We start from the raw sequence: 19555 nt of genomic DNA on the forward strand, positions 1-19555 counted from the left end.
AATCATGCCATGCGTGGCACAACGAGTCCCGAGCGCGTGGCCGTCCTGGCCCTCGACGGCGCCTACCCCTTCGAGCTGGGCATCCCCAGCCGCATCTTCGGCGCGGCCGACGGCCACTACGAGGTGCTGACCTGTACCGTCGACGGCGGTCCGGTGCGCACCGACGCCGATTTCAGCGTCAGCGTCCAGTACGGCCCCGAGATCCTGGAGAGCGCCGGCACCGTGATCGTCACCTCCATGCCGCCCTCGCACATCCCCGCCGACCTGCCCGACGAGGTCGCCGCGGCCCTCGCCCGCATCCGCCCGGACGCACGGATCGTGTCCATATGCACCGCCGCCTTCGTCCTCGCCGAGGCCGGCCTCCTCGACGGCCGCCGGGCCACCACCCACTGGCAGGTGGCCGACCTCTTCCGCCGCCGCTACCCGCACGTCGACCTCGATCCCGACGTGCTCTTCGTGGACGACGGCCGGATCCTCACCTCGGCCGGAGCCGCCTCGGGTGTCGACATCTGCCTGCACATCGTCCGCACCGACCACGGCAGCGAGCTGGCCAACGCCGTAGCCCGCCGCTGCGTCGTGCCCCCGTTCCGGGACGGCGGCCAGGCGCAGTACATCGAGCAGCCGGTGCCGGAGAGCGGCGCCGCGAGCACCGCCGCCACCCGCGCCTGGGCCATGGAGCGCCTGGACGAGCCGCTCGCCCTCTCCGATCTCGCCGGGCACGCCCGGATGAGCCTGCGCACCTTCGCCCGCCGCTTCAGCGACGAGGTCGGACTCAGCCCCGGTCGCTGGCTCATCCAGCAGCGCGTCGCCCGCGCCCGGCACCTGCTGGAGTCCAGCGACCTGCCGGTGGACCGCATCGCCGCCGAGGTCGGCTTCGCCACCGGCGCCTCGCTGCGCCAGCACCTGCACGCGTCGATCGGGGTGTCCCCGCAGGCGTACCGCAGGACGTTCCAGCAGACCCCCTGACCCTCGAACGTCTCGGCCCGCCCCGGCGTCCAAGGGGCCTAGGCCTTGGCGAGGAACAGGGGCGGGCATGCGCGAAGGACCGGCGGCGCCGGCGGTACGGGTGGCCGCGACGACAGCGGGGTGCGGCGACGGCGCGGGGGTGACCCCGAGGGCGTCCTCGGCCGGGACGGTCTGCTGCCGGCGCCGTACCGCAAGGACGTGACCGTGCCCGGGGGCGCCCACGACACCGGGTTCCGGTACCGCGTCGTGCACCTGTGGGTCACCGACGACCAGGCCACCGCCCACGTCCGTACCTCGGGCACGGCGGAGGCCCGGCCGCGGGCGAAGCGCCGCGCCGGCTGCGACTGGCGACCGTTCACCGGCGCCGACTGCGACTGACGAGCCGTCACCGGCGCCGACTGCGACTGACGAGCCGTCACCGGCTCCGGTGCAGCGCGACCAGCAGCTGCCACACCTGGTCCGCCATGCCCTGCGGGGAGGCGTCCAGCAGGCCGTGCAGCCAGTCCGCGAGGATCCCCGCGAAGGTCGCCGCCACCGCCGAGGCGACCAGCGGGGCGTCCGCCGCGCCCGCCAGCTCGCGCTCGGCCAGGCTGCGGGCCCGCAGATCCCGGTGCAGCACCCGCCCCAGCGGCCCGCCCCCGCCGGGCGCGAGCAGCGACCGGTACAGGGGCGCGTGCGGGGCGAGGCCCGCGAAGAACTCCCGCAGGGCGGGCGGGGCGTTGACCGGATCGGGCCGCCCCCGCCAGGCATGCAGCGCGTCCACCGCCTGGCCCACGACGTCCGCGCACGCGTCGACCGCCAGCGCCTCAAGGCCGTCGTAGTGCACGTAGAACGTGGCCCGGCCCACCCCGGCCCGGCGCACCAGCGCGGCCACGCCCACCTCCTCCAGGGGATGCTCGGCGCACTCGTCGAGCAGGGCCGCCCGCAGCCGGGCGCGGGTGCGGGCGGCCCGCGGGTCCTCCTGCGGCGCCCGGGTCATGACGTGGCGAGGACGGCTGCCAGGGCGAGCGCACCCGGCAGCGCCTGGGCGAACAGGATCCGCCGGTTGGCCGTGAGGCCGCCGAACACGCCCGCCACCACGACACACGACAGGAAGAACACCTGCACCCGGAACCCGGTCGGGTCGGCCGCGACCAGCCCCCACAGCAGGCCGGCCGCCAGGAAGCCGTTGTACAGGCCCTGGTTGGCGGCCAGCGGGGCGGTGGCGCGGGCCATCTCCGGGTCGAACCCGTGCAGCCCCCGGCCCGGCTTCTTCTGCCACAGGAACATCTCCAGCACCAGGATGTACGCATGCAGGACGGCCACCAGACCGACCAGGACGTTCGCCACGATCTCCATGATCTGCGGACCCCTCCCCTTCTTGGACAGGTGCCCAGGATAGCCGGACACCTGTCCAGGAAGTCACCCCGGGGTGTCCTCCCGGGCCGGCGCACCCCTGCGCAGCTGCCGGGCCCGTAACGCCAGCTGCATCTCGAAGCGGGCCGCCGGATCGTGCAGCAGGTCGCCGAACAGCTCGTCCAGCTGCCGCATCCGGTACCGGACCGTCTGCGGGTGCACCCCGAGACGCCCTGCCACCTCCGCGACACCACGGCCGGAGCGCAGCCAGCTCAGCAGCGTCTCCGCCAGCCGCTCCCGCTGCGGCGGACGCACCTGCTCCAGCGGGCGCAGCCGGCGCTCGGCCATCGCGTCCAGCAGCGCGTCGTCACGCATCAGCAACAGCGTGGGCAGGTGGTCCTGGCAGCGCACCACGGCGCCGGCCGCGTCCGTGCCGGACAGAACGCCCCGCCGCACGAGGTCCAGCGTCTCCGTCGCCCAGCGCAGCGACCGGGCCCCGTCGTCCAGCGCCACGGTCGGCCCCATCGCCGCGCGCAGTCCCTGCAGCGCCCCGGCCACCGCCCGGGCCCGGCCCGGACCCTCCGGATCGGGCACCACCAGCAGCGCGGGCTGGACGTCGAACCGGGTGAGGAACTCCGGCGGCACGATCGGCCCCGACCCGGGCCCCGGGTCCACGGCCACCACGGCGAGGGCCCGCGGCACCGTCCAGCGCGCGGCATGCGCCAGATCGCTGATCGCCTCGGCGGAGGCCGGGGGATCGGCGGTCAGCAGGTCCGCCAACCGGGCCCGCCGCTGCTGGAGTTCGCCGGCCGCGTGCAGCCGGGCCTCGGTGTAGGCCGCGGTCGCCGCGGCAGCCATCTCGTCCAGGTGCAGGAACAGCACCTCGCCGAAGGCGCCCAGCACATGACGCGGCAGCAGCCCCTCGTCCACCAGCGCGTTGACCCGGCGCCAGGTGACCCGGGCGCCGAGCCGCAGCGCCGACTGGAACGAGTCGAGGCTGCGCCCCTCCTCGGCCTCCCCGCGGCCTATGCGCTCGTACGTCGCCTGCACCGGCTCCCAGTCGGTGTCCGGCTGGGCCATCCGCTCCAGCAGCCCGCGCAGCGCGTGGTCCACGCCCCGGTGCACGGCCTGCATGTACGTCTCGTCCATCGGGCGCGCGTACTCCGGGATCCCGGTCCGGATCGCACGGAAGACCTCCTCGGTGATCTCGGGGACATAGGGTCTGAGGCGATCGGGCAGACCCGGGGGCAACGCCTTGTACGGGCCGCCCGTGTCCCTGCCCACCGCTGCGGCTCTCTTCGGCACGCCGGTGACGATACCCGCGAGTAACCCATGCGGGCTCATCACCCGGCGACAGTTGTCGGGGCGGCGCTTGTGCACCGCCCACAACGAACGGCTCAGGCGTCGGCGGCCGCGTACACCCGCTCGCCGCCCACATAGGTCAGCGCGACCCCCGTCCGGGCGATCGCCTCCGCGGGAGCGGCGAACGGATCGCGGTCCAGCACCACCAGGTCGGCCAGCGCCCCGGCGGCCACCCGGCCGGTGTCGTCCAGATGGTTCACGTACGCCGATCCGGCCGTGTACGCGGTCAGGGCGTCCGCCAGACTCAGCCGCTCGTCCGGCAGGAACACGGGACGGTCGCCGCCCGGTTCGACGCGGTTGACCGCGACATGGATGCCCTGGAGCGGATCGGGGCTGCTCACCGGCCAGTCGCTGCCCGCCGCGAGGCGCGCCCCGGAGCGCAGCAGCGCACCGAACGGGTACTGCCACGCGGCCCGTTCGGGACCGAGGAACGGAATCGTCAGCTCGTCCATCTGCGGCTCGTGCGCGGCCCACAGCGGCTGGATGTTGGCGGTGGCACCGAGCCGGGCGAAGCGCGGCACGTCGTCCGGGTGCACCACCTGCAGATGCGCCAGGTGCGGCCGGGTGTCGCTCGGCCCGTTCGCCGCGCGGGCCGCCTCCACGGCGTCCAGCGCGTCCCGTACGGCCCGGTCGCCCAGCGCGTGGAAGTGGCACTGGAAGCCGAGCGCGTCCAGCTCGGTCACGTACGCGGGAAGCCGGCCCGGGTCGATGAAGCTCTTGCCCCGGTTGGCGGTGGCGCAGCCGCACCGGTCCAGATACGGGTCGAGCAGCGCGGCCGTGTGGTTCTCGGCGACCCCGTCCAGCATCATCTTCACGGTGCCCGCGCGAAACCGCCCGTGGCTCGACGCGGCCCGCTTCTCGACGAGTTCGGGGATCTGCTCGGCCCCGCGCTCCCGGTCCCACCACAGCGCGCCGGTCACGCGCGCCGTCAGCGAGCCGTCCCGGGCCGCCGTCAGATAGGCCGCGGCCGGATCGTCCATGCCGAGGAAGTCGCCGATCAGCGCGTCCTGCCAGGCGGTGATGCCGAGCGCGTGCAGATGCCGCTGGGCGTGCAGCAGCGCGGCCAGCCGGTCGGCCGCGCCGGCCGGCGGCGTGAGCCGGCCCACCAGCTGCATCGCACCCTCCTGCAGGGTGCCGCTCGGCGCGCCGGAGGCGTCCCGCTCGATGCGCCCGTCGGCCGGGTCCGGGGTGTCGCGGTCCACGCCCGCCAGCTCCAGGGCGCGGCTGTTGACCCAGGCGCCGTGGTGGTCCCGGTTGGGCAGGTAGACCGGCCGGTCCGGGACGACCGCGTCCAGCAGCTCCTTGGTCGGCGTACCGCCCTCGAAGGCCTCCATCGACCAGCCGCCGCCGACGATCCACTCCCGCTCGGGATGGGCCTCGGCGTAGGCGCGCACGGCGGCCACGGTGTCCTCGGCGGTCGTGGTCCCGGACAGGTCGCACTGGGTCAGTTCGAGTCCGGCGGGCACCGGATGGACGTGCGCGTCCTGGAAGCCCGGCAGCAGCAGCCGCCCGGCGAGGTCGACCACCTCCGTGCGCGGCCCGGCCAGTTCGCGCAGTTCGCCGTGCCCGACGGCGGTGATGCGGTCGCCGGTGACGGCCACGGCGGTCGCCGTACGGCCCCCGGGAGTGAGGACGGGGCCGCCGGTGAAGAGCAGATCAGCGTGCATGATGCCTTTCCTGGAAGGTCAGTTGGAGGTGGTCAGAAGCTGGCGGGAGTCGGCGTCGGTGCCTTCTCCGGTACGGAAGTACGGTGATTTGCGCACCCACTTGGCCCACGCCGCCACCACGAAGCCGGACACGATCATCGCCACCGGCATGAGCAGCAGGAACCAGCCGTTGTCGGCGCTGACCTCGAAGTGGTCGGCGGAGTCGTAGAAGGACCAGCCGAGGTAGCCGCCGAGGCACAGCAGACCCAGGGCGCTCAGCGCGGGCAGCACCACCGCCCGCACCCCCTGCCGCCAGTCCTGTCGCAGCAGCGCACGGAAGCGGACGGCTGCCGCGAGCGCGGTCAGCGCGTACGACAGGGCGACGACGATGCCGACGGCGTTCACCGTCGCATTGATCATGTCCGCCAGCCGTGGGATCACCAGGGCGAGGACCGCGACCGCCGTGGCCAGGGCTCCGACCAGCAGTGTTCCGGCCGCCGGTGTCCCGTACCGGGAGCTGACCCTGGACCACACCGGCCCGAGGGTGCGGTCCCGGCTCATCGCGAACATGCCCCGGGCCGTCGGGATGACCCCGGCCTGGAGGGAGGCCACGGCCGAGAACATCAGCGCCACCAGGGGCAGCGCGGCCAGCGGCTGGGCGGCCAGCCGGTCCCCGAAGTACGCCAGCCCCTCGGCCCCGTGCCCGGCCAGCTCGCCCTCGGACAGCACCCGCTGGAAGGCGACCGAGCCGAGCAGGAACAGCCCGAGCATGGTCACCAGGGTGATCGTCCCGGCCTTGGAGGCGTCCCGGGGGTCGCGCACCTCCTCGTTGACGGTGAACGCGGCGTCGAAGCCCCAGTAGCAGAACACCGACAGCAGCATCCCCTGCGCCAGCGCGGTCGCCGAGGGGATCTCGAACGGGTTGAACCAGGACAGTCGGAACGGGTGCGGGCCGGCCACGATGCCGAATCCGCAAAAGCCCAGCAGCACGGCGTACTCGAAGACCAGCAGCCAGCTCTGCAGGCGGGCCGCAGTGCGGACGCCGGTCACGGCGGTGAGGGTCACCCCGAGGAGCACGAAAATGCCCACCGCCGTGGTCTGCGCGGTCGAGCCCGGATCCAGGGCGAGCGAGCCGATCCGGTGCAGGCCCGCGTCCCCGGCCAGTTGCAGCATCGCGGATCCGGTGACCGCCGTGGTGTACGCGAGGAACGCCACGCTCGCCACGAAGTTCACCCAGCCCACCATGAAGCCGAGCCACGGGCTGAGCGAACGGCCCACCCACACATAGCCGTTGCCCGCGTTCGGCTCCACCAGGTTCAGCCGGGAGTAGGAGCCGGCGATGCCGAGGATCGGCAGGAACGCCAGCAGCATGATGGCCGGCAGATGCAGGCCGACCACGCCGGCCGTCACACCGAGGCCGATGCCGATGCTGGTGGTCGCGGCGGTGCTGGACGCGGCGACGGCGACGCCGTCCAGCACGCCCAGGGTCTTGCGCAGCTCGGGCTGCGCGGGGGGATCCACACCGAAGGGGGTCTCGCTCATGCCGGCTCTCCGCTCGCACCGCAGGGCCCGGTCGGCCCCGGTGACCGCAGATGAAACCGCCCGTGTACTTCACAGGTCAACGGTGTTGTCATAAGGTGCCGGGCACACCCCGGGGAGGACTTCCATGAGCGAACGCGTCGTCCCGCCCGCCGAACGGCGGCGCAGGCGCCCCACCAAACAGGGCGTCGTGCTCTCCGAGGAGCTGATCGTCGAGACCGCGCTCCGGCTCATCGAGGAGCACGGCGCGGACGCCCTCTCCGTGCGCCGCCTCGGCCGGGCCCTCGGAGCCGATCCCAGCTCCCTGTACCGGTACTTCCGGCACACCGACGACCTCATGCTGGCCATCGCCGACGAGCTGATCGGGCGTACCCAGCGCAGTTGGCGGCCCACCGGCGACTGGCGCGCCGACCTGCGTGAGCTGGGCCTGCGCATGCACGCGGACGCCCTCGCCCACCCCCGGGCCGCGATGCTCAGCGCCCACCGCGTCACCGGCCGCACCCACGAGATCCAGGCGGTCGAGAAGATCCTCGGGGTGCTGCGCCGGGCCGGCTTCCCGGGCCCGGAGGCGGTGCGGATCTACCACGCCTTCGTCGACCAGGCCCTGGCCTTCGGCGCCCTGGACTCCGCCGGCACCGCCCTGCCCAGGCCCGCCCGTGAGGCCGAGGCCGAGGTGTGGCGGGACACCTACGGCCGCCTGCCCGCCGGCACCCACCCGCACATCGCGGCCACGGCCCGTCATCTCGTGGCCTCCATGCGGACCAGTTCCTACCCGGCCGCCCTGGACCTGCTCCTGACAGCGGCGCAGACACGCCTTGATCAGCTCCGTGCCGGGACGGAGGTCTGACGGTCACACTGGACGCCGTCCGTACGTCGTAGGAACACAGTCCGTCCCGAGGAGGCCGTACGCCCATGACCCCGCCGCCCGCCCGCACGCCCGAGCAGCGCAAGAAGGACACCCTCCACCGCCTGGAGCACGACGTCGACGTCTGGGTCGCCAGCGCGGGCGAGGACGGCGCCGCGCCCTACCTCGTCCCCCTGTCGTTCGTCTGGGACGGCGCCACGCTGCTGATCGCGACCCCGGCCGAGAGCCCCACCGGCCGCAACCTCTCGGCCACGGGCACGGCACGGCTGGGCCTCGGACCGACCAGGGACGTCGTGATGATCGAGGGCACGGTCCGGGCCGTGACCCCCGAGGACCTGCCCGAGGAGGACGCCGAGGTCTTCGCCGGCAAGACCGGCTTCGACCCGCGCCGACTCGCCACCCGCTACCTGTACTTCAGGGTCCTTCCGCAGCGCATCCAGGCCTGGCGCGAGGAGAACGAGCTGCGCGGGCGGGAGCTGATGCGCGAGGGGGCATGGCTGCTCGCCGACTGAGCGGGCCGCACGGAGCCCGGGAACGCCGGCCGGGACCGCGCGGCCCCGGCTCAGTCCCGGGTGTTCCGGCCGGCGACCGGCCACGCGCCCGTCGAACGGGCGATGGCCTTGGCGCCGGTGCGGTCGACCGCACTGTGCACCACCGCGAAGATCGCGCCCTGGACCGCCGCCGCGAGCAGGATCTCGCCCCAGCTTCGCTCCGGGTCCAGCGCGTCGGGCGCGTCCTCTTCGTGCCGCAGTGCCGTCCACGCCGTGCGGAAGGCCAGCCCCGCCAGTGCCCCGCCCACCCAGCTGAGCACGAACCCCAGCGGCTGGTAGACGAGGGGCAGTTTCATCTTCTTGTGCTTCGACATGCAGCACTCCTTCCTCGCCCCGGGCCCCTCATGCGGGACGCCCGAGCCGCGCCACCCGTTCGCTCGAGACACCGGACGGGCACCGCCCGGTCCCCGGACGGCCGGGCGCCGGCGAGGTCCTGCCGGTGGCGCGGTGTGAGCCGCACGAGCCGGGGCAGTCGGCCCTACGTGAGTGGGACACCCTTGCGACAGAAGCCGACCACGGCGGACCGGCGCACCCGGGTCACGGTCCTCGTGGCGCTCGCCGCCAATGTGGTGATCGCCGTCGCCAAGGCCGTCGGCGGAGTGTTCGCGGGCTCGCCCGCGCTGCTGTCGGAGGCCGCGCACTCGGTCGCGGACAGCTTCAACGAGGTCTTCCTGCTGGCCGCGCTGCGCCGCAGCCGCCGACCCGCGGACCGGCGGCACCCGTTCGGCTACGGCAAGGAGCGGTTCTTCTGGTCCCTCCTCGCGGCCGTCGGCATCTTCGTGATGGGCGGCTGCTTCTCCTTCTTCCAGGGCGTCGAGGCCTTGCGTGACGGCACCGAGGAGAAGTTCAGCGGCTATGTGGCGGGCCTGACCGTGCTGGGTGTGGCGCTGGTCGCCGAGGGCGCCTCGCTGGCCAGGGCCCTGAACCAGGCGCGCCGCCAGGGCGGGGGGCTTGCCGGGGTGCGCGACCCGGCTCTGCGCACGGTGATCGCCGAGGACGGCACGGCGGTGCTCGGTGTCACCGTCGCCCTCGCCGGGATGGGCCTGCACCTGGTGACCGGACAGGTCGCCTGGGAGGCGTCCGCCTCGCTGGCGATCGGCGGGCTCCTGGTCTGTGTCGCCTACCGGCTGGGACGGGACGCCCGCGACCAGCTCATCGGTGAGGCCGCCGACCCGGAGCTGAACGGCAGGATCCGGGAGTTGCTGCGGGCCCAGCCGGAGATCGACAGCGTGGAGGCGCTGTTCACCATGAAGACGGGCCTCGACACGACCATGGTGGCGGCCCGGGTCGACCTGGTGCCGGGCCTCGACAGCGAGCGGGTCGAGGAGGTCGCCGTACGCATCAAACGGTCGCTGGCCTGTACGTTTCCCGTCGCCGACCCGGTCTTTCTCGACGTGACCGACCGGCCGGCGGGGGAGGCACGGCAGAGCCCCGCCGCGACGGGGGAACGCGGCGGGGCCTGACGCACGAGTGCCCGCCCGGAAACCGGTTCATGCGTGGCGGACACAGATTTATCCAAAAAGAGTCGCTCCCGGGCCGGAATCAGCTCTCGGCGACGGGCTCCAGGACGAAGACCGGGATCTGCCGGGAGGTCTTCTTCTGGTAGTCGGCGTAGGGCGGATAGGCGGCCACCGCCCGCTCCCACCACTCGTCCTTCTCCGCACCGGTGACCTCACGGGCCCTCATGTCCTGCTTGACCGGCCCGTCCTGCAGTTCCACATGCGGCTCGGACTTGATGTTGAAGTACCAGACCGGATGCTTGGGCGCACCGCCCTGCGAGGCGACCACGGCGTACCGCCCGCCGTGTTCCACCCGCATCAGCGGCGTCTTGCGGATCTTCCCGCTCCGGACGCCCAGGGTGGTCAGGATGATCACCGGCATTCCGGTGTCCAGCAGCGTCGTACCCTTCGTCCCGCCCGAGCCCTCGTACAGCTCGACCTGCTCGCGCACCCATTGCGTCGGGCTGGGCTCGTACTCGCCATCAAGTGGCATGGGATCCGTCCCCTTCGTCGGTCCAACGGTCTACGTGACCACCTGGAACACCGGCGGCCGCCCGGATCATCCGTACCGCGGATTTCTTCGCCCGCACGGGTGATTGGCTCGACGTGAACCGTGCCCCGAGCCCCGTGAGCCGTAACCGTGAATCTTTGCTCGTGAACCTTTGCCCGTGACTTGTGAACGTTTGCCCGTGACCCGTGACCCGTGACCCGTGACCCGTGACCGGTGCCCCGTGACCGGTGCCCCGTGACCGGTGCCCCGTGCCCCGTGACTCACGGCTGGTCAGCCGGCCGACACGGTCATCCGCACCGCGAGCACCAGCATCACCGCGCTGGAGAGCAGCGCGGTCGCCAGCCGCCCGCGATGGCCCGTCAGGGCCCGGCCGAGCAGCGCGCCGCCGCCGGCGAGCAGCAGCTGCCAGCTCGCGGACGCGGCGAAGGCCGCCACCACGAAGGCGGCCTGGTCCAGCGGCCGCACCGCCTCGGGGGTGCTCGCTCCGAGGACCAGGGCCGCGAAGTACACCACGGTGACGGGGTTGAGCAGGGTGATACCGAGAAGGCCGAGATACGCGCGGCCGGCGCCGGGATCCGGCCGCTCGGGCCGGGTGCTGAGCCGCTGGGCGCGGAACTGGCGCAGGGCGAGCAGCGCCCCCCGCACCGCGAGTGACGCGAGGACCAGCGCCGAGACCCAGCGCAGCGGGCCCAGCGCGGGCCGCAGCGTCCCCGCCAGGGCGGAGCCGCCCGCCGCGGCGAGGAGCGCGTACAGGCCGTCCGCCGAGGCGACGCCGAGCGCGGCGCAGGCGCCGGTGCGCAGCGAGGTGCGGGCGGTGAGGGAGACCAGATAGGTCCCGACCGCGCCGACGGGCACGGCGATGCCGTAGCCGGCGAGGAGGCCGGCCAGCAGCGCGGCCGTCACGGGCGTACGGGGTCGGGCCTGCGACGACGGCCGGGCTGCTGCTGCCCCCGTACCGGAAGGACAGCGGAGGAGGTCGGCGGCAGAATGGTGGTGGTACGCAGCATGGGCAGATCCTGGGGTCACCGCCCGTGCGCGGGCAACCGGATTTCGGCGCGTTCCCGCCCCCGCCGACCACGATCTTCGGCCAGATCGTGCAGATCACCGATCTGGCCGAACTTGTTGCCTCTTTATTAGATGCTCGGGGCATCTAATGAAGATCGGCACGACGCACTTCTTTCGTCTGCGAGGTCTTTCCATGACGGAACTGACGGACATCAACGGCCCGGCGACTTCGGCCGAACCCGTCGCCTTTCCCCAGGACCGCACCTGCCCCTACCACCCGCCCACCGGTTACGCCCCGCTGCGCGAGGGGCGAGCGCTGGCCCGCGCCACCCTCTTCGACGGCCGTGAGGTCTGGCTGGTCACAGGGCACACCGCCGCCCGCGCGCTGCTCGCCGACCCCCGCCTGTCCAGCGACCGGACCCGCTCGGGCTTCCCGGTGCCCACCGCCCGCTTCGCGGGCGTCCGCGACCGCCGCGTCGCCCTGCTCGGCGTCGACAACCCCCTGCACCAGACCCAGCGGCGGATGATGGTCCCGTCGTTCACCGTCCGGCGCGCCACCGAACTGCGGCCCACGATCCGGCGGATCGTCGACGATCTGCTGGACGCGATGATCGAGCAGGGACCGCCCGCCGAGCTGGTCTCCGCCTTCGCCCTGCCCGTCCCCTCCATGGTGATCTGCGGTCTGCTCGGCGTGCCGTACGCCGACCACGCCTTCTTCGAGGAGCAGTCCCGCAGGCTGCTGCGCGGCCCGCTGGCCGCCGACAGCCAGAGAGCGCGCGACCGGCTGGAGACGTACCTCGGTGATCTGATCGACCGCAAGGCCGGGCAGGCCGGGCCCGGCGACGGGATCCTGGACGACCTCGTCCACCACCAGTTCCGCGAGGGCGAACTGGAGCGGGCCGACCTGGTCTCGCTGACCCTCATCCTGCTGGTCGCCGGCCACGAGACGACCGCCAACATGATCTCGCTCGGCACCTACACACTCCTCCAGCACCCCGACCGGCTGGCCGAGCTGCGCGCCGACCCGGCCCTGCTGCCCGCCGCGGTCGAGGAGCTGATGAGGATGCTGTCCATCGCGGACGGCCTGCTGCGGGTGGCCCGGGAGGACATCGAGGTCGACGGGACCACGATCCGGGCCGGCGAGGGCGTGCTCTTCGCGACCTCGGTCATCAACCGCGACGCCTCCCGCTACGACGACCCCGACAGCCTGGATTTCCACCGCTCCGCCCGCCACCACGTGGCGTTCGGCTTCGGCATCCACCAGTGCCTGGGCCAGAACCTGGCCCGTGCGGAACTGGAGATCGCCCTCGGTGCCCTGATCGAGCGCCTGCCCGGCCTGCGCCTGGCCGCACCCCCCGAGGAGATCCCCTTCAAGCCCGGCGACACGATCCAGGGGATGCTGGAACTCCCCGTGACCTGGTAAGAGGCTGTGGTCATGCACATCGAGATCGACAAGGACACCTGTATCGGCGCGGGCCAGTGCGCGCTCACCGCGCCGCGCGTGTTCACCCAGGACGACGACGGCTTCAGCACGCTGATCCCGGGCCATGAGGACGGGGCGGGCGACCCGATGGTCCGTGAGGCGGCCCGCGCCTGCCCGGTGGGCGCGATCACGGTGACGCAGGCACAGGGCTGACGCCCGCCCCCTGGCCCGGCCGCCCGGCCGCGTCAGTAGGGTGCCCGGATGAGCGAACACGCCGGGAAGCCCTTCCTCTACGTCGTCGTCTGCGCGGCCGGGGTCGCCGCCGGAGTCCCCAGGCTGATCGACGCCGCCCAGGAGCGCGACTGGGAGGTCGGTGTGATCGCCACCCCGGTCGCGATGAACGGGTTCTTCGACACCGCCGCCGTCGAGGCCCGTACCGGCCGCCCCCTGCGGTCGGCCTGGCGGTCCCCGGCCGACCCGCGTCCGTTCCCGCCGCCGGACGCGGTCGTGGTGGCACCCGCCACGTTCAACACCGTCAACAAGTGGGCCGCCGGACTGGCCGACACCCTCGCCGTGGGCACGCTGTGCGAGGCCGCCGGACTGGGCGTGCCCGTCGCCGTGCTGCCCTGCGTGGCCGACGCGCTGGCCGCCCACCCCGCCTACCAGGACAGCCTGATCCGGCTGCGTGCCATGGGCGTCCGCTTCGGCGAGCCGTACTCGGGGCTGCCCGATGCGGACGGGCGGTCGCCCGAGTTCGGCTGGGAGCGCGCCCTGGAGCTGCTGGAGGCGCCCTGAGCGCGCGTCAGCGCACCTTGCGGACGTAGTGCGTGCTGCCCGGCGTGGAGACGTCCACGTCCCGGCGGACGATGCTCAGCCGCGCGCCCCAGCGCGTCAGCGCCTTGCGCAGACCGCTGTCGGTGTACTCGATGTCCACCACCCGGTCGTCGAACGCCTTGGCGTACACCTCGCACTCGTCGTACTGCCCGCACTCCTCGGTGACCGCGAAGTCCAGCCCGGCCGCCTTGCGCTGCCCGGCCAGCTCGGCGGTGTTCTTCTGCCCGATCGCCAGGTGCCGGGCGTGCGCGTGCCGGGAGATCAGGCGCATGAAGGCGGTCGCGTCGGCGGCGGTGAGCAGGTGCCGGGAACGGGTGTAGCTGTCGTAGTTGTCGGGCTCGACGGCGTCGAAGCCCTTCTTCGCGCAGCCGTCGATCCACCGGTCGACGCGCTGCGCCACGCGCTCGCGCTTGGCCGGTGTGCGCAGGTCGAGCAGCGGTTCGTTCCAGTCCTCGTCGATGACGACCTTGCCGTCGCCGTCCCGCAGCAGCAGGTCGGCCGGCCAGGAGGAGCGCTCCTCGGGCTGGGCCTGGAAGGCGTTGACGTAGCAGATGTTGTAGAGCCCGGGCGCCGGGGAGTCGGACCGGTCGCGGCTGACGATCCGGACCCCTGCGGCCGGGCGGTAGGCGCCGCCGATCTGGTAGTCGAACCCGGCGTGGCGCGGCGGCAGTCGGACCGCGGCCGGCTTCGAGGACGCCTTGTCGCCGGAGCCGCCGGAGCCGCCGGAGCCGCCGGAGCCGCCGGAGCCGCCGGAATCGCAGCCCGTCAGCGCGGGCAGGACGACGGACAGGGCGAGCAGCAGCGCACCGATGCGCGCCCCGGGACCTGACATGCGGGAATCACCCTTGGTGGGCACGTTCGTTCCATCGATCGCGGGTACGGCCCCGCCTCGGACCGGCGAGGCCGTCCTGGCGACTGGGGCCGGGCTGGGAGCGTGTCTCCGACACCGGCTGGGCGCACCTCTGGGTGCCCCGCCGTGCGGCTCGGCACGTTCAGGATCCAATCGTCCGCCCTCGCCGCAGTCAAGTCGGCGCCGGAGCACCCCGTACGCTCCACCATGACCACCGCCCCTGAAGGCAGGAGCAGCAACGATGCAGTACGTGAAGCTCGGTTCGACGGGCCTGGACGTGTCGCGGATCTGTCTGGGCTGCATGACCTACGGCCTGCCCGACCGCGGACGGCACGAGTGGACGCTCGACGAGGAGGCGTCGCGCCCGCTCATCAGGCAGGCGCTGGAAGCGGGCATCAACTTCTTCGACACCGCCAACGTCTACTCCGACGGCACGAGCGAGGAGATCGTCGGCAAGGCCCTGCGCGACTTCGCCGACCGCGACGAGATCGTGCTCGCCACCAAGGTGAACGGCCGGATGCGGCCCGGCCCGAACGGGGCGGGGCTCTCCCGCAAGGCCGTCCTGTCCGAGATCGACCACAGCCTGCGCCGCCTCGGCACCGACTACGTGGACCTCTACCAGATCCACCGCTACGACCACAGCACACCGGTCGAGGAGACGATGGAGGCGCTGCACGACCTCGTCAAGGCGGGCAAGGTGCGCTACATCGGGGCGAGTTCGATGTACGCCTGGGAGTTCTCCAAGGCCCAGTACACGGCCGAGCGGCACGGCTGGACCAAGTTCGTCTCCATGCAGAACCACTACAACCTGCTCTACCGCGAGGAGGAGCGCGAGATGCTGCCGCTCTGCGCCGACCAGGGCGTGAGCACGCTGCCGTGGAGCCCGCTCGCCCGCGGCCGGCTCACCCGCGACTGGGGCACGGTCACCGAGCGCAGCGCGAACGACGACTTCGGCGGCCGCCTCTACCAGGAGAGCGACCGCTCCGTCGTCGAGGCCGTCACCCGCATCGCCGGCGAGCGCGGTGTCCCGCGAGCCCAGGTCGCCCTCGCCTGGCTGCTCCACCGGGACACGGTGGCCGCGCCGATCGTCGGGGCGGCCGCGCCGCACCACCTCCGGGACGCGGTGGCGGCGGTGGATCTCCTGCTGAGCGAGCAGGAGATCGAGCAGCTGGAGCAGCCGTACACCCCGCACGCCATCAGCGGCCACTGACGGCTCCCCGCGGGCCCGTGCGGCGCGAACTCCGTGCCGCACGGACCGGCGGGCGGATGCTCGCCGGTGCCCGCCGGCCCGCGCCGCACACTCCGCCCGCACCCCGCACCCCGCACCCCGCACCCCGCACCCCGCACCCCGCACCCCGCACCCCGTGTGCCGCGCGCCCTTCACACCGTGCACCCCGCAGCCCGCACCCCCGCGTGCCGCGCGTCCTTCACACCGCTTGCCCGGCCTGACCGTGGAGCGGCTGGCGGTGGCGTCCGGATTCCCGGGCCCCTCCCGCTTCAGCCGGGTCTTCCGGCCTCCTTCGGAGTCCCGCCGGGTGCATATCGGACGGATGAACGCCGGTAATGCACGGCCAAAGGCTTTCATTGACAGGAAGTCAAAAAGGCTGGCGGTCGCGGGCAATGTTCGATAGTGGAAGTTCTCTTGTTCCTTCCCGCCCGCCTGTGCAAAAGTGTGCGCTGTCGGCGTGCAGACAATTACATTTCTGCTGCATGTGTCAGGTCACTCCCGTACGCCCCTCACGCTTCAAAAGGGCTGCCCAGGCGGACGTTCGAGGTGCCGAATCCCGGCCCGTACCTCTTGGTATGGACTAATTCTCGTGTTGTGTCTGGAGGAAATACAGCCGTGCATGACGCAGGCTCGTCGGATTCCCACCCCACCGCACCCCGGTTCGATGTCTCGGACGCGCAACTGAGTGCCGAACTGAAGAAGTGGACGGGAACGACGCCCGCGCTCCATCCGGTCGGTGAACTCCTCGACCGGCACTGGGAAGCGGCCTTCGCCTACGCCCGGCTGTGCACCGACGGGCCCCACGCCGCCGGCATGCTCACCACGGCCGCCTTCACCCGGCTGTTCGGCGAGTCGCTCCGGCAGGCGGGCCCGTCCGCGGCATGGCGGCCGCACCTGCTGGTCACCATCCGCCGGATCGCGGCCGAGTGGGACGGCGACGGCCGCCAGGAGCAGCTCCACCCCGCCCTGCGCCCGGACGCCGCCACCGGCGAGCGCGCGTCGGCCCGCATGCTGCCGCCCTCCGGCCGGCGGCTGCTGTCCCGCGCGTTCCAGCGGCTGCCCCAGTCCTCCCGGGCCGTGCTGTGGCACGCGGAGGTCGAGGCCGAGCCCCTCGCCCTCTTCGCCGCGCTGCTGGGTATGGACCAGGAGGACACCCGCATCGAACTGCGCCGGGCGCGGGAACGGCTGCGCGAGGAGTGCCTCCAGGCCCATCGCGAACTCGCTCCCGAGGCCGAGTGCCTGCGCTACCAGCGCATGCTCGACGTGACCTTCCGGCGCGGCGGCACCGACATCGACCCGGACCTCCAGCAGCACCTGGCCGGCTGCCGCCACTGCCGGCAGACCGCCGACCAGCTGGCCCGGTTCAACGGGGGACTCGGCCTCGCACTGGCCGAGGGGGTCCTCGGCTGGGGTGCCCGCGCCTACCTGGAATCCAGGACGGCTCCCAGCGAGGAGACCACCGCCGCGCCACCGCCACCGCCACCGGCGGCGCCGCCCGTTGCACCCCCGGGCGGCGAGGCCTTCACCACCCTCGCGCCCGCGCCGGCTCCGGCCGCTCCCCGGGCCGCCGCCGCCACGCCCGGCCCCTCACGCCGTTCCGCACACCGGGCCGCCCGCCGTGCCCGACGTCGCACCCTCGCCCTGGCCGTCGTCACCGTCACCGGCCTCGTCGCCCTCCCGCTGGTCCTGTGGTCGGTGCTCGGCCCGGACGACGACCGGGCACCGGCCCCCGGCGACACGGCCTCGCCCGCCCCCGGCAAGGGCTCCTCGACACGGAGCCCGTCCTGGGCCACGGCGAACGGCAGGTCCCAGGGCGCGCTGCACGGTCGGCTGCACAACCTCGCCTCGGGCCTGTGCGTGGGTGTCGTCGGCGGGAGGGCCGTCCAAGGAGCCGAGACCGAACTCACCGCCTGCTCCGCGGCGGCGAGCCAGCAGTGGACGTACGAGACCGACGGGCTGATGCGCACCTCCTCCGCCCCCGACCTGTGCCTGGACTCCGGCCTCGGCTTCTCGGTGCGGCTGTCGCCCTGCTCGGTCACCGGGAAGGCCGCCAAAGACATCCGCTACGACTTCACCCTCCAGGGCGCCCTCGTACCCCGCTCGGACCAGGACCTGGCGCTGACCCCCGCCGCCACCGACGGCTCCGGCGCCCTCGTCCTCAAGAACCGCACGGTGACCACCGCCCAGCGCTGGAGCGTCGACACCGCCAAGCCCGACCTCCAGATGGAGGTCGTCGGCTGGGGCGGCGAGAGCGGCACCGCCCCGCTGCCGTCGCCGTCCCCGTCGTCGAAGGCCACCTCCAAGGCCTCGGCGTCCCCGTCCCCGTCCCCGACGCCCGCCTCCTCGGCGTCCAGCCCTGCGCCGACCGCCTCCACCGGCTCCGCCTTGTGCACGGACCACCCGTACTACTGCGACCAGGACGGCGGCGGGTACGACGGAGGCGGCTACGGTGGCGGCACCCGGGGCCGCCGCCGCTGAGCCCCGGCCGGGACGGCGGTGCCCCCACTCGCACGGGGGACGACCGCGCGCGGGCGGCGGCCTACGAGGACGTGGTGCCCGCCGCTCCCAGGAACTCCTCCCAGCCGCCCGTCGGGGTCTGACCCGGCGCCAGGGTGCGCAGCTTGCGCAGAGCCGCCGGGTCCTGCGCCTCCAGCCAGGCCACGAGCTGCTTGAAGGACACGAACCGCACGTCGTCGTGGTCCGCCATCCGGCCTATCGCCTCCTCGACGGCGTCCATGTAGATGCCGCCGTTCCAGCGCTCGAAGTGGTTGCCGATGAAGAAGGGGGCGCGGTTGCTCTCGTACGCGCGCTGAAAGCCGGCCAGATAGGTGTCCCGGGCCTGCGTGCGCCAGACGTCGTACTTGGAGCTGTCGCCCAGAGGGTTTCCGCCGGACTGGTTGAACATCATGTTGTAGTCCATCGAGAGCACTTGGAAGGAGTGACCGGAGAACGGTATGGACTGCAGCGGAAAGTCCCAGATCCGGCCGCCCTGCACCTTGCCCGGCCAGATCTGCAGTCCGCCGGGGGAGCTGGCGTCGTACTTCCAGCCGAGCGCGGCCGCGGTGGGCAGCAGGTTCGTCTGGCCCTCCAGACAAGGCGTGCGGCCGCCGGTCAGCTCCTTGCGGTAGTCGAAGGGCAGCGGGTCGAGGTCGGTGAAGCCGGTGTTCGTCTTCCACTTCGTGACGAAGTCGATGGCCTGCTCGATCTCGCTGCGCCACTCGGCCGACGACCAGTTGCGCACGCCGGTCGCTCCGCAGAAGTGCCCGTTGAAGTGGGTGCCTATCTCGTGCCCCTCCAGCCAGGCGGCCCGCACCTGCTGGATCGTGGCGTGGATGTGCCGGTCGGCGAGGTAGCCGATCGCGGACGCGCCGACGGGGTGCTGCGGCGGGCGGTAGAGGCTCTTCTTGGCCTCCGGCAGCGTGTATATGCCGCTGAGGAAGAAGGTCATCTTGGCGCCGTGGTCGGACGCGACCTTGCGGAACCGGGAGAACAGCTGGTTGCTCAGCTCGCCGGCGCCGTCCCAGGAGAACACCACGAACTGCGGGGGCTTCTGGCCCGGCTTCAGCCGGGCCGGCTTCGGCTGGTGCGGCTGGGGGCCGGTGTCGGAGGTGGAGCCGTCGCCGATGGGCTTGCCCGGCCGGGCCTGCTCGGTGCCCTTGGACTTCCCCGGCTCGTCAGCGCCTACGGACAGGCCGGTGCCGGAGGAGCACGCGGACAGGGCTCCCAGGGCACCGGCCGCCGCCCCCGCCGTCAGCACACGCCTGCGTGAGATGCCGCTCATCGTCTTCCCCGATTCCGTCGTCATGGCTCGCTGCGGAGCCTTGTTGCTGTGAGGTCGACGGGTTCGATGAGGGCCGGGCGCGGAAAGATCGCGGCTGCCGGGACGTGTTGCCGTCCTGTGACACTTGTGGCGCGCTCATGACGAACCCCGCTGTCCGGAT

20 protein-coding genes are annotated in these 19555 nt (G+C 73.0%); 10 read left to right on the plus strand and 10 right to left on the minus strand.

Features of this window, described 5'->3' with window-relative positions; all coding sequences use genetic code 11:
* The first annotated feature begins 9 nt into the window (after positions 1-9).
* Positions 10-966, plus strand: coding sequence for a helix-turn-helix domain-containing protein (locus tag ACFZCP_RS36210; protein WP_391436799.1), 957 nt, complete (start codon positions 10-12; stop codon positions 964-966).
* 45 nt (positions 967-1011) lie between these two features.
* Positions 1012-1344, plus strand: coding sequence for a hypothetical protein (locus ACFZCP_RS36215; protein WP_391436802.1), 333 nt, complete (start codon positions 1012-1014; stop codon positions 1342-1344).
* Positions 1345-1381: 37 nt separating this feature from the next.
* Here ACFZCP_RS36215 and ACFZCP_RS36220 read toward each other — a convergent pair whose 3' ends face one another.
* The 5 genes from ACFZCP_RS36220 to ACFZCP_RS36240 form a co-directional block, all read right to left on the minus strand.
* Positions 1382-1945, minus strand: coding sequence for a TetR family transcriptional regulator (locus ACFZCP_RS36220; RefSeq protein ID WP_391436807.1), 564 nt, complete (start codon positions 1943-1945; stop codon positions 1382-1384).
* A complete protein-coding gene (locus ACFZCP_RS36225) occupies positions 1942-2304 on the minus strand; it encodes a DUF1304 domain-containing protein (protein ID WP_362690658.1) in 363 nt (120 codons plus the stop codon). The genes ACFZCP_RS36220 and ACFZCP_RS36225 overlap by 4 nt, the downstream gene beginning before the upstream one ends.
* Positions 2305-2367: 63 nt before the next feature.
* Entirely contained in the window at positions 2368-3606 is a 1239-nt protein-coding gene (locus ACFZCP_RS36230; protein WP_391436810.1) for a helix-turn-helix domain-containing protein, read from the minus strand.
* 92 nt (positions 3607-3698) lie between these two features.
* On the minus strand, positions 3699-5330 hold the full coding sequence (locus ACFZCP_RS36235) for an amidohydrolase (protein WP_362690471.1): 1632 nt from the start codon (positions 5328-5330) through the stop codon (positions 3699-3701).
* An 18-nt stretch (positions 5331-5348) separates the two neighbouring features.
* Positions 5349-6851 (minus strand): amino acid permease, encoded by a 1503-nt coding sequence (locus ACFZCP_RS36240; RefSeq protein WP_391436815.1) that lies wholly within the window; start codon positions 6849-6851, stop codon positions 5349-5351.
* Positions 6852-6975: 124 nt separating this feature from the next.
* On the opposite strand from ACFZCP_RS36240, the gene ACFZCP_RS36245 reads away from it, so the two are divergent.
* Together ACFZCP_RS36245 and ACFZCP_RS36250 are read left to right on the plus strand one after the other, a co-directional pair.
* Positions 6976-7695, plus strand: coding sequence for a TetR family transcriptional regulator (locus ACFZCP_RS36245; protein ID WP_391436818.1), 720 nt, complete (start codon positions 6976-6978; stop codon positions 7693-7695).
* Between the two features lie 65 nt (positions 7696-7760).
* Positions 7761-8225 carry a pyridoxamine 5'-phosphate oxidase family protein gene (locus tag ACFZCP_RS36250; RefSeq protein WP_391436826.1) on the plus strand — a complete coding sequence of 155 codons (465 nt, stop codon included), beginning with the start codon at positions 7761-7763 and terminating at the stop codon, positions 8223-8225.
* 50 nt (positions 8226-8275) lie between these two features.
* On the opposite strand, the gene ACFZCP_RS36255 is transcribed toward ACFZCP_RS36250, so the two are convergent.
* Positions 8276-8578, minus strand: a complete 303-nt coding sequence (locus ACFZCP_RS36255) for a DUF4235 domain-containing protein (protein WP_391436829.1) — start codon at positions 8576-8578, stop codon at positions 8276-8278.
* 135 nt (positions 8579-8713) lie between these two features.
* On the opposite strand from ACFZCP_RS36255, the gene ACFZCP_RS36260 reads away from it, so the two are divergent.
* Positions 8714-9727, plus strand: coding sequence for a cation diffusion facilitator family transporter (locus ACFZCP_RS36260; RefSeq protein ID WP_391436834.1), 1014 nt, complete (start codon positions 8714-8716; stop codon positions 9725-9727).
* A gap of 79 nt (positions 9728-9806) precedes the next feature.
* On the opposite strand, the gene ACFZCP_RS36265 is transcribed toward ACFZCP_RS36260, so the two are convergent.
* Positions 9807-10256 (minus strand): nitroreductase/quinone reductase family protein, encoded by a 450-nt coding sequence (locus tag ACFZCP_RS36265; RefSeq protein ID WP_391436839.1) that lies wholly within the window; start codon positions 10254-10256, stop codon positions 9807-9809.
* Between the two features lie 288 nt (positions 10257-10544).
* Complete coding sequence (locus tag ACFZCP_RS36270; RefSeq protein WP_362690447.1) at positions 10545-11177, minus strand: LysE family transporter; 633 nt, start codon at positions 11175-11177, stop codon at positions 10545-10547.
* 295 nt (positions 11178-11472) lie between these two features.
* On the opposite strand from ACFZCP_RS36270, the gene ACFZCP_RS36275 reads away from it, so the two are divergent.
* The 3 genes from ACFZCP_RS36275 to ACFZCP_RS36285 are packed head-to-tail and all read left to right on the plus strand — an operon-like array spanning position 11473 to position 13497.
* Entirely contained in the window at positions 11473-12702 is a 1230-nt protein-coding gene (locus ACFZCP_RS36275) for a cytochrome P450 (protein ID WP_391436848.1), read from the plus strand.
* Between the two features lie 12 nt (positions 12703-12714).
* A complete protein-coding gene (locus tag ACFZCP_RS36280) occupies positions 12715-12915 on the plus strand; it encodes a ferredoxin (protein ID WP_391436853.1) in 201 nt (66 codons plus the stop codon).
* A gap of 48 nt (positions 12916-12963) precedes the next feature.
* The gene (locus ACFZCP_RS36285) at positions 12964-13497 is read left to right on the plus strand and encodes a flavoprotein (protein ID WP_391436860.1); all 534 of its coding nucleotides are present in this window, start codon (positions 12964-12966) and stop codon (positions 13495-13497) included.
* 7 nt (positions 13498-13504) lie between these two features.
* Here ACFZCP_RS36285 and ACFZCP_RS36290 read toward each other — a convergent pair whose 3' ends face one another.
* The gene (locus tag ACFZCP_RS36290; protein WP_391436863.1) at positions 13505-14368 is read right to left on the minus strand and encodes an endo alpha-1,4 polygalactosaminidase; all 864 of its coding nucleotides are present in this window, start codon (positions 14366-14368) and stop codon (positions 13505-13507) included.
* Positions 14369-14627: 259 nt separating this feature from the next.
* Between ACFZCP_RS36290 and ACFZCP_RS36295 the strand changes: the two genes are divergently transcribed.
* A complete protein-coding gene (locus ACFZCP_RS36295; RefSeq protein ID WP_391436866.1) occupies positions 14628-15596 on the plus strand; it encodes an aldo/keto reductase in 969 nt (322 codons plus the stop codon).
* Positions 15597-16229: 633 nt separating this feature from the next.
* Positions 16230-18092, plus strand: coding sequence for a ricin-type beta-trefoil lectin domain protein (locus ACFZCP_RS36300; RefSeq protein WP_391436871.1), 1863 nt, complete (start codon positions 16230-16232; stop codon positions 18090-18092).
* 61 nt (positions 18093-18153) lie between these two features.
* Here ACFZCP_RS36300 and ACFZCP_RS36305 read toward each other — a convergent pair whose 3' ends face one another.
* Positions 18154-19419, minus strand: coding sequence for a hypothetical protein (locus ACFZCP_RS36305; RefSeq protein ID WP_391436874.1), 1266 nt, complete (start codon positions 19417-19419; stop codon positions 18154-18156).
* Positions 19420-19555: the final 136 nt, after the last annotated feature.

It is taken from the genome of Streptomyces sp. NPDC007971, assembly GCF_042958635.1.
Taxonomy (GTDB): Bacteria; Actinomycetota; Actinomycetes; order Streptomycetales; family Streptomycetaceae; genus Streptomyces.

Excerpts from the sequence above, each read along its gene's own strand:
- ACFZCP_RS36210 (WP_391436799.1), top strand. The coding sequence starts at position 10 with ATGCGTGGCACAACGAGTCCCGAGCGCGTGGCCGTCCTGGCCCTCGAC.
- ACFZCP_RS36220 (WP_391436807.1), bottom strand. The coding sequence starts at position 1,945 with ATGACCCGGGCGCCGCAGGAGGACCCGCGGGCCGCCCGCACCCGCGCC.
- ACFZCP_RS36225 (WP_362690658.1), bottom strand. The coding sequence starts at position 2,304 with ATGGAGATCGTGGCGAACGTCCTGGTCGGTCTGGTGGCCGTCCTGCAT.
- ACFZCP_RS36235 (WP_362690471.1), bottom strand. The coding sequence starts at position 5,330 with ATGCACGCTGATCTGCTCTTCACCGGCGGCCCCGTCCTCACTCCCGGG.
- ACFZCP_RS36240 (WP_391436815.1), bottom strand. The coding sequence starts at position 6,851 with ATGAGCGAGACCCCCTTCGGTGTGGATCCCCCCGCGCAGCCCGAGCTG.
- ACFZCP_RS36245 (WP_391436818.1), top strand. The coding sequence starts at position 6,976 with ATGAGCGAACGCGTCGTCCCGCCCGCCGAACGGCGGCGCAGGCGCCCC.
- ACFZCP_RS36250 (WP_391436826.1), top strand. The coding sequence starts at position 7,761 with ATGACCCCGCCGCCCGCCCGCACGCCCGAGCAGCGCAAGAAGGACACC.
- ACFZCP_RS36255 (WP_391436829.1), bottom strand. The coding sequence starts at position 8,578 with ATGTCGAAGCACAAGAAGATGAAACTGCCCCTCGTCTACCAGCCGCTG.
- ACFZCP_RS36265 (WP_391436839.1), bottom strand. The coding sequence starts at position 10,256 with ATGCCACTTGATGGCGAGTACGAGCCCAGCCCGACGCAATGGGTGCGC.
- ACFZCP_RS36275 (WP_391436848.1), top strand. The coding sequence starts at position 11,473 with ATGACGGAACTGACGGACATCAACGGCCCGGCGACTTCGGCCGAACCC.
- ACFZCP_RS36280 (WP_391436853.1), top strand. The coding sequence starts at position 12,715 with ATGCACATCGAGATCGACAAGGACACCTGTATCGGCGCGGGCCAGTGC.
- ACFZCP_RS36285 (WP_391436860.1), top strand. The coding sequence starts at position 12,964 with ATGAGCGAACACGCCGGGAAGCCCTTCCTCTACGTCGTCGTCTGCGCG.
- ACFZCP_RS36290 (WP_391436863.1), bottom strand. The coding sequence starts at position 14,368 with ATGTCAGGTCCCGGGGCGCGCATCGGTGCGCTGCTGCTCGCCCTGTCC.
- ACFZCP_RS36295 (WP_391436866.1), top strand. The coding sequence starts at position 14,628 with ATGCAGTACGTGAAGCTCGGTTCGACGGGCCTGGACGTGTCGCGGATC.
- ACFZCP_RS36305 (WP_391436874.1), bottom strand. The coding sequence starts at position 19,419 with ATGACGACGGAATCGGGGAAGACGATGAGCGGCATCTCACGCAGGCGT.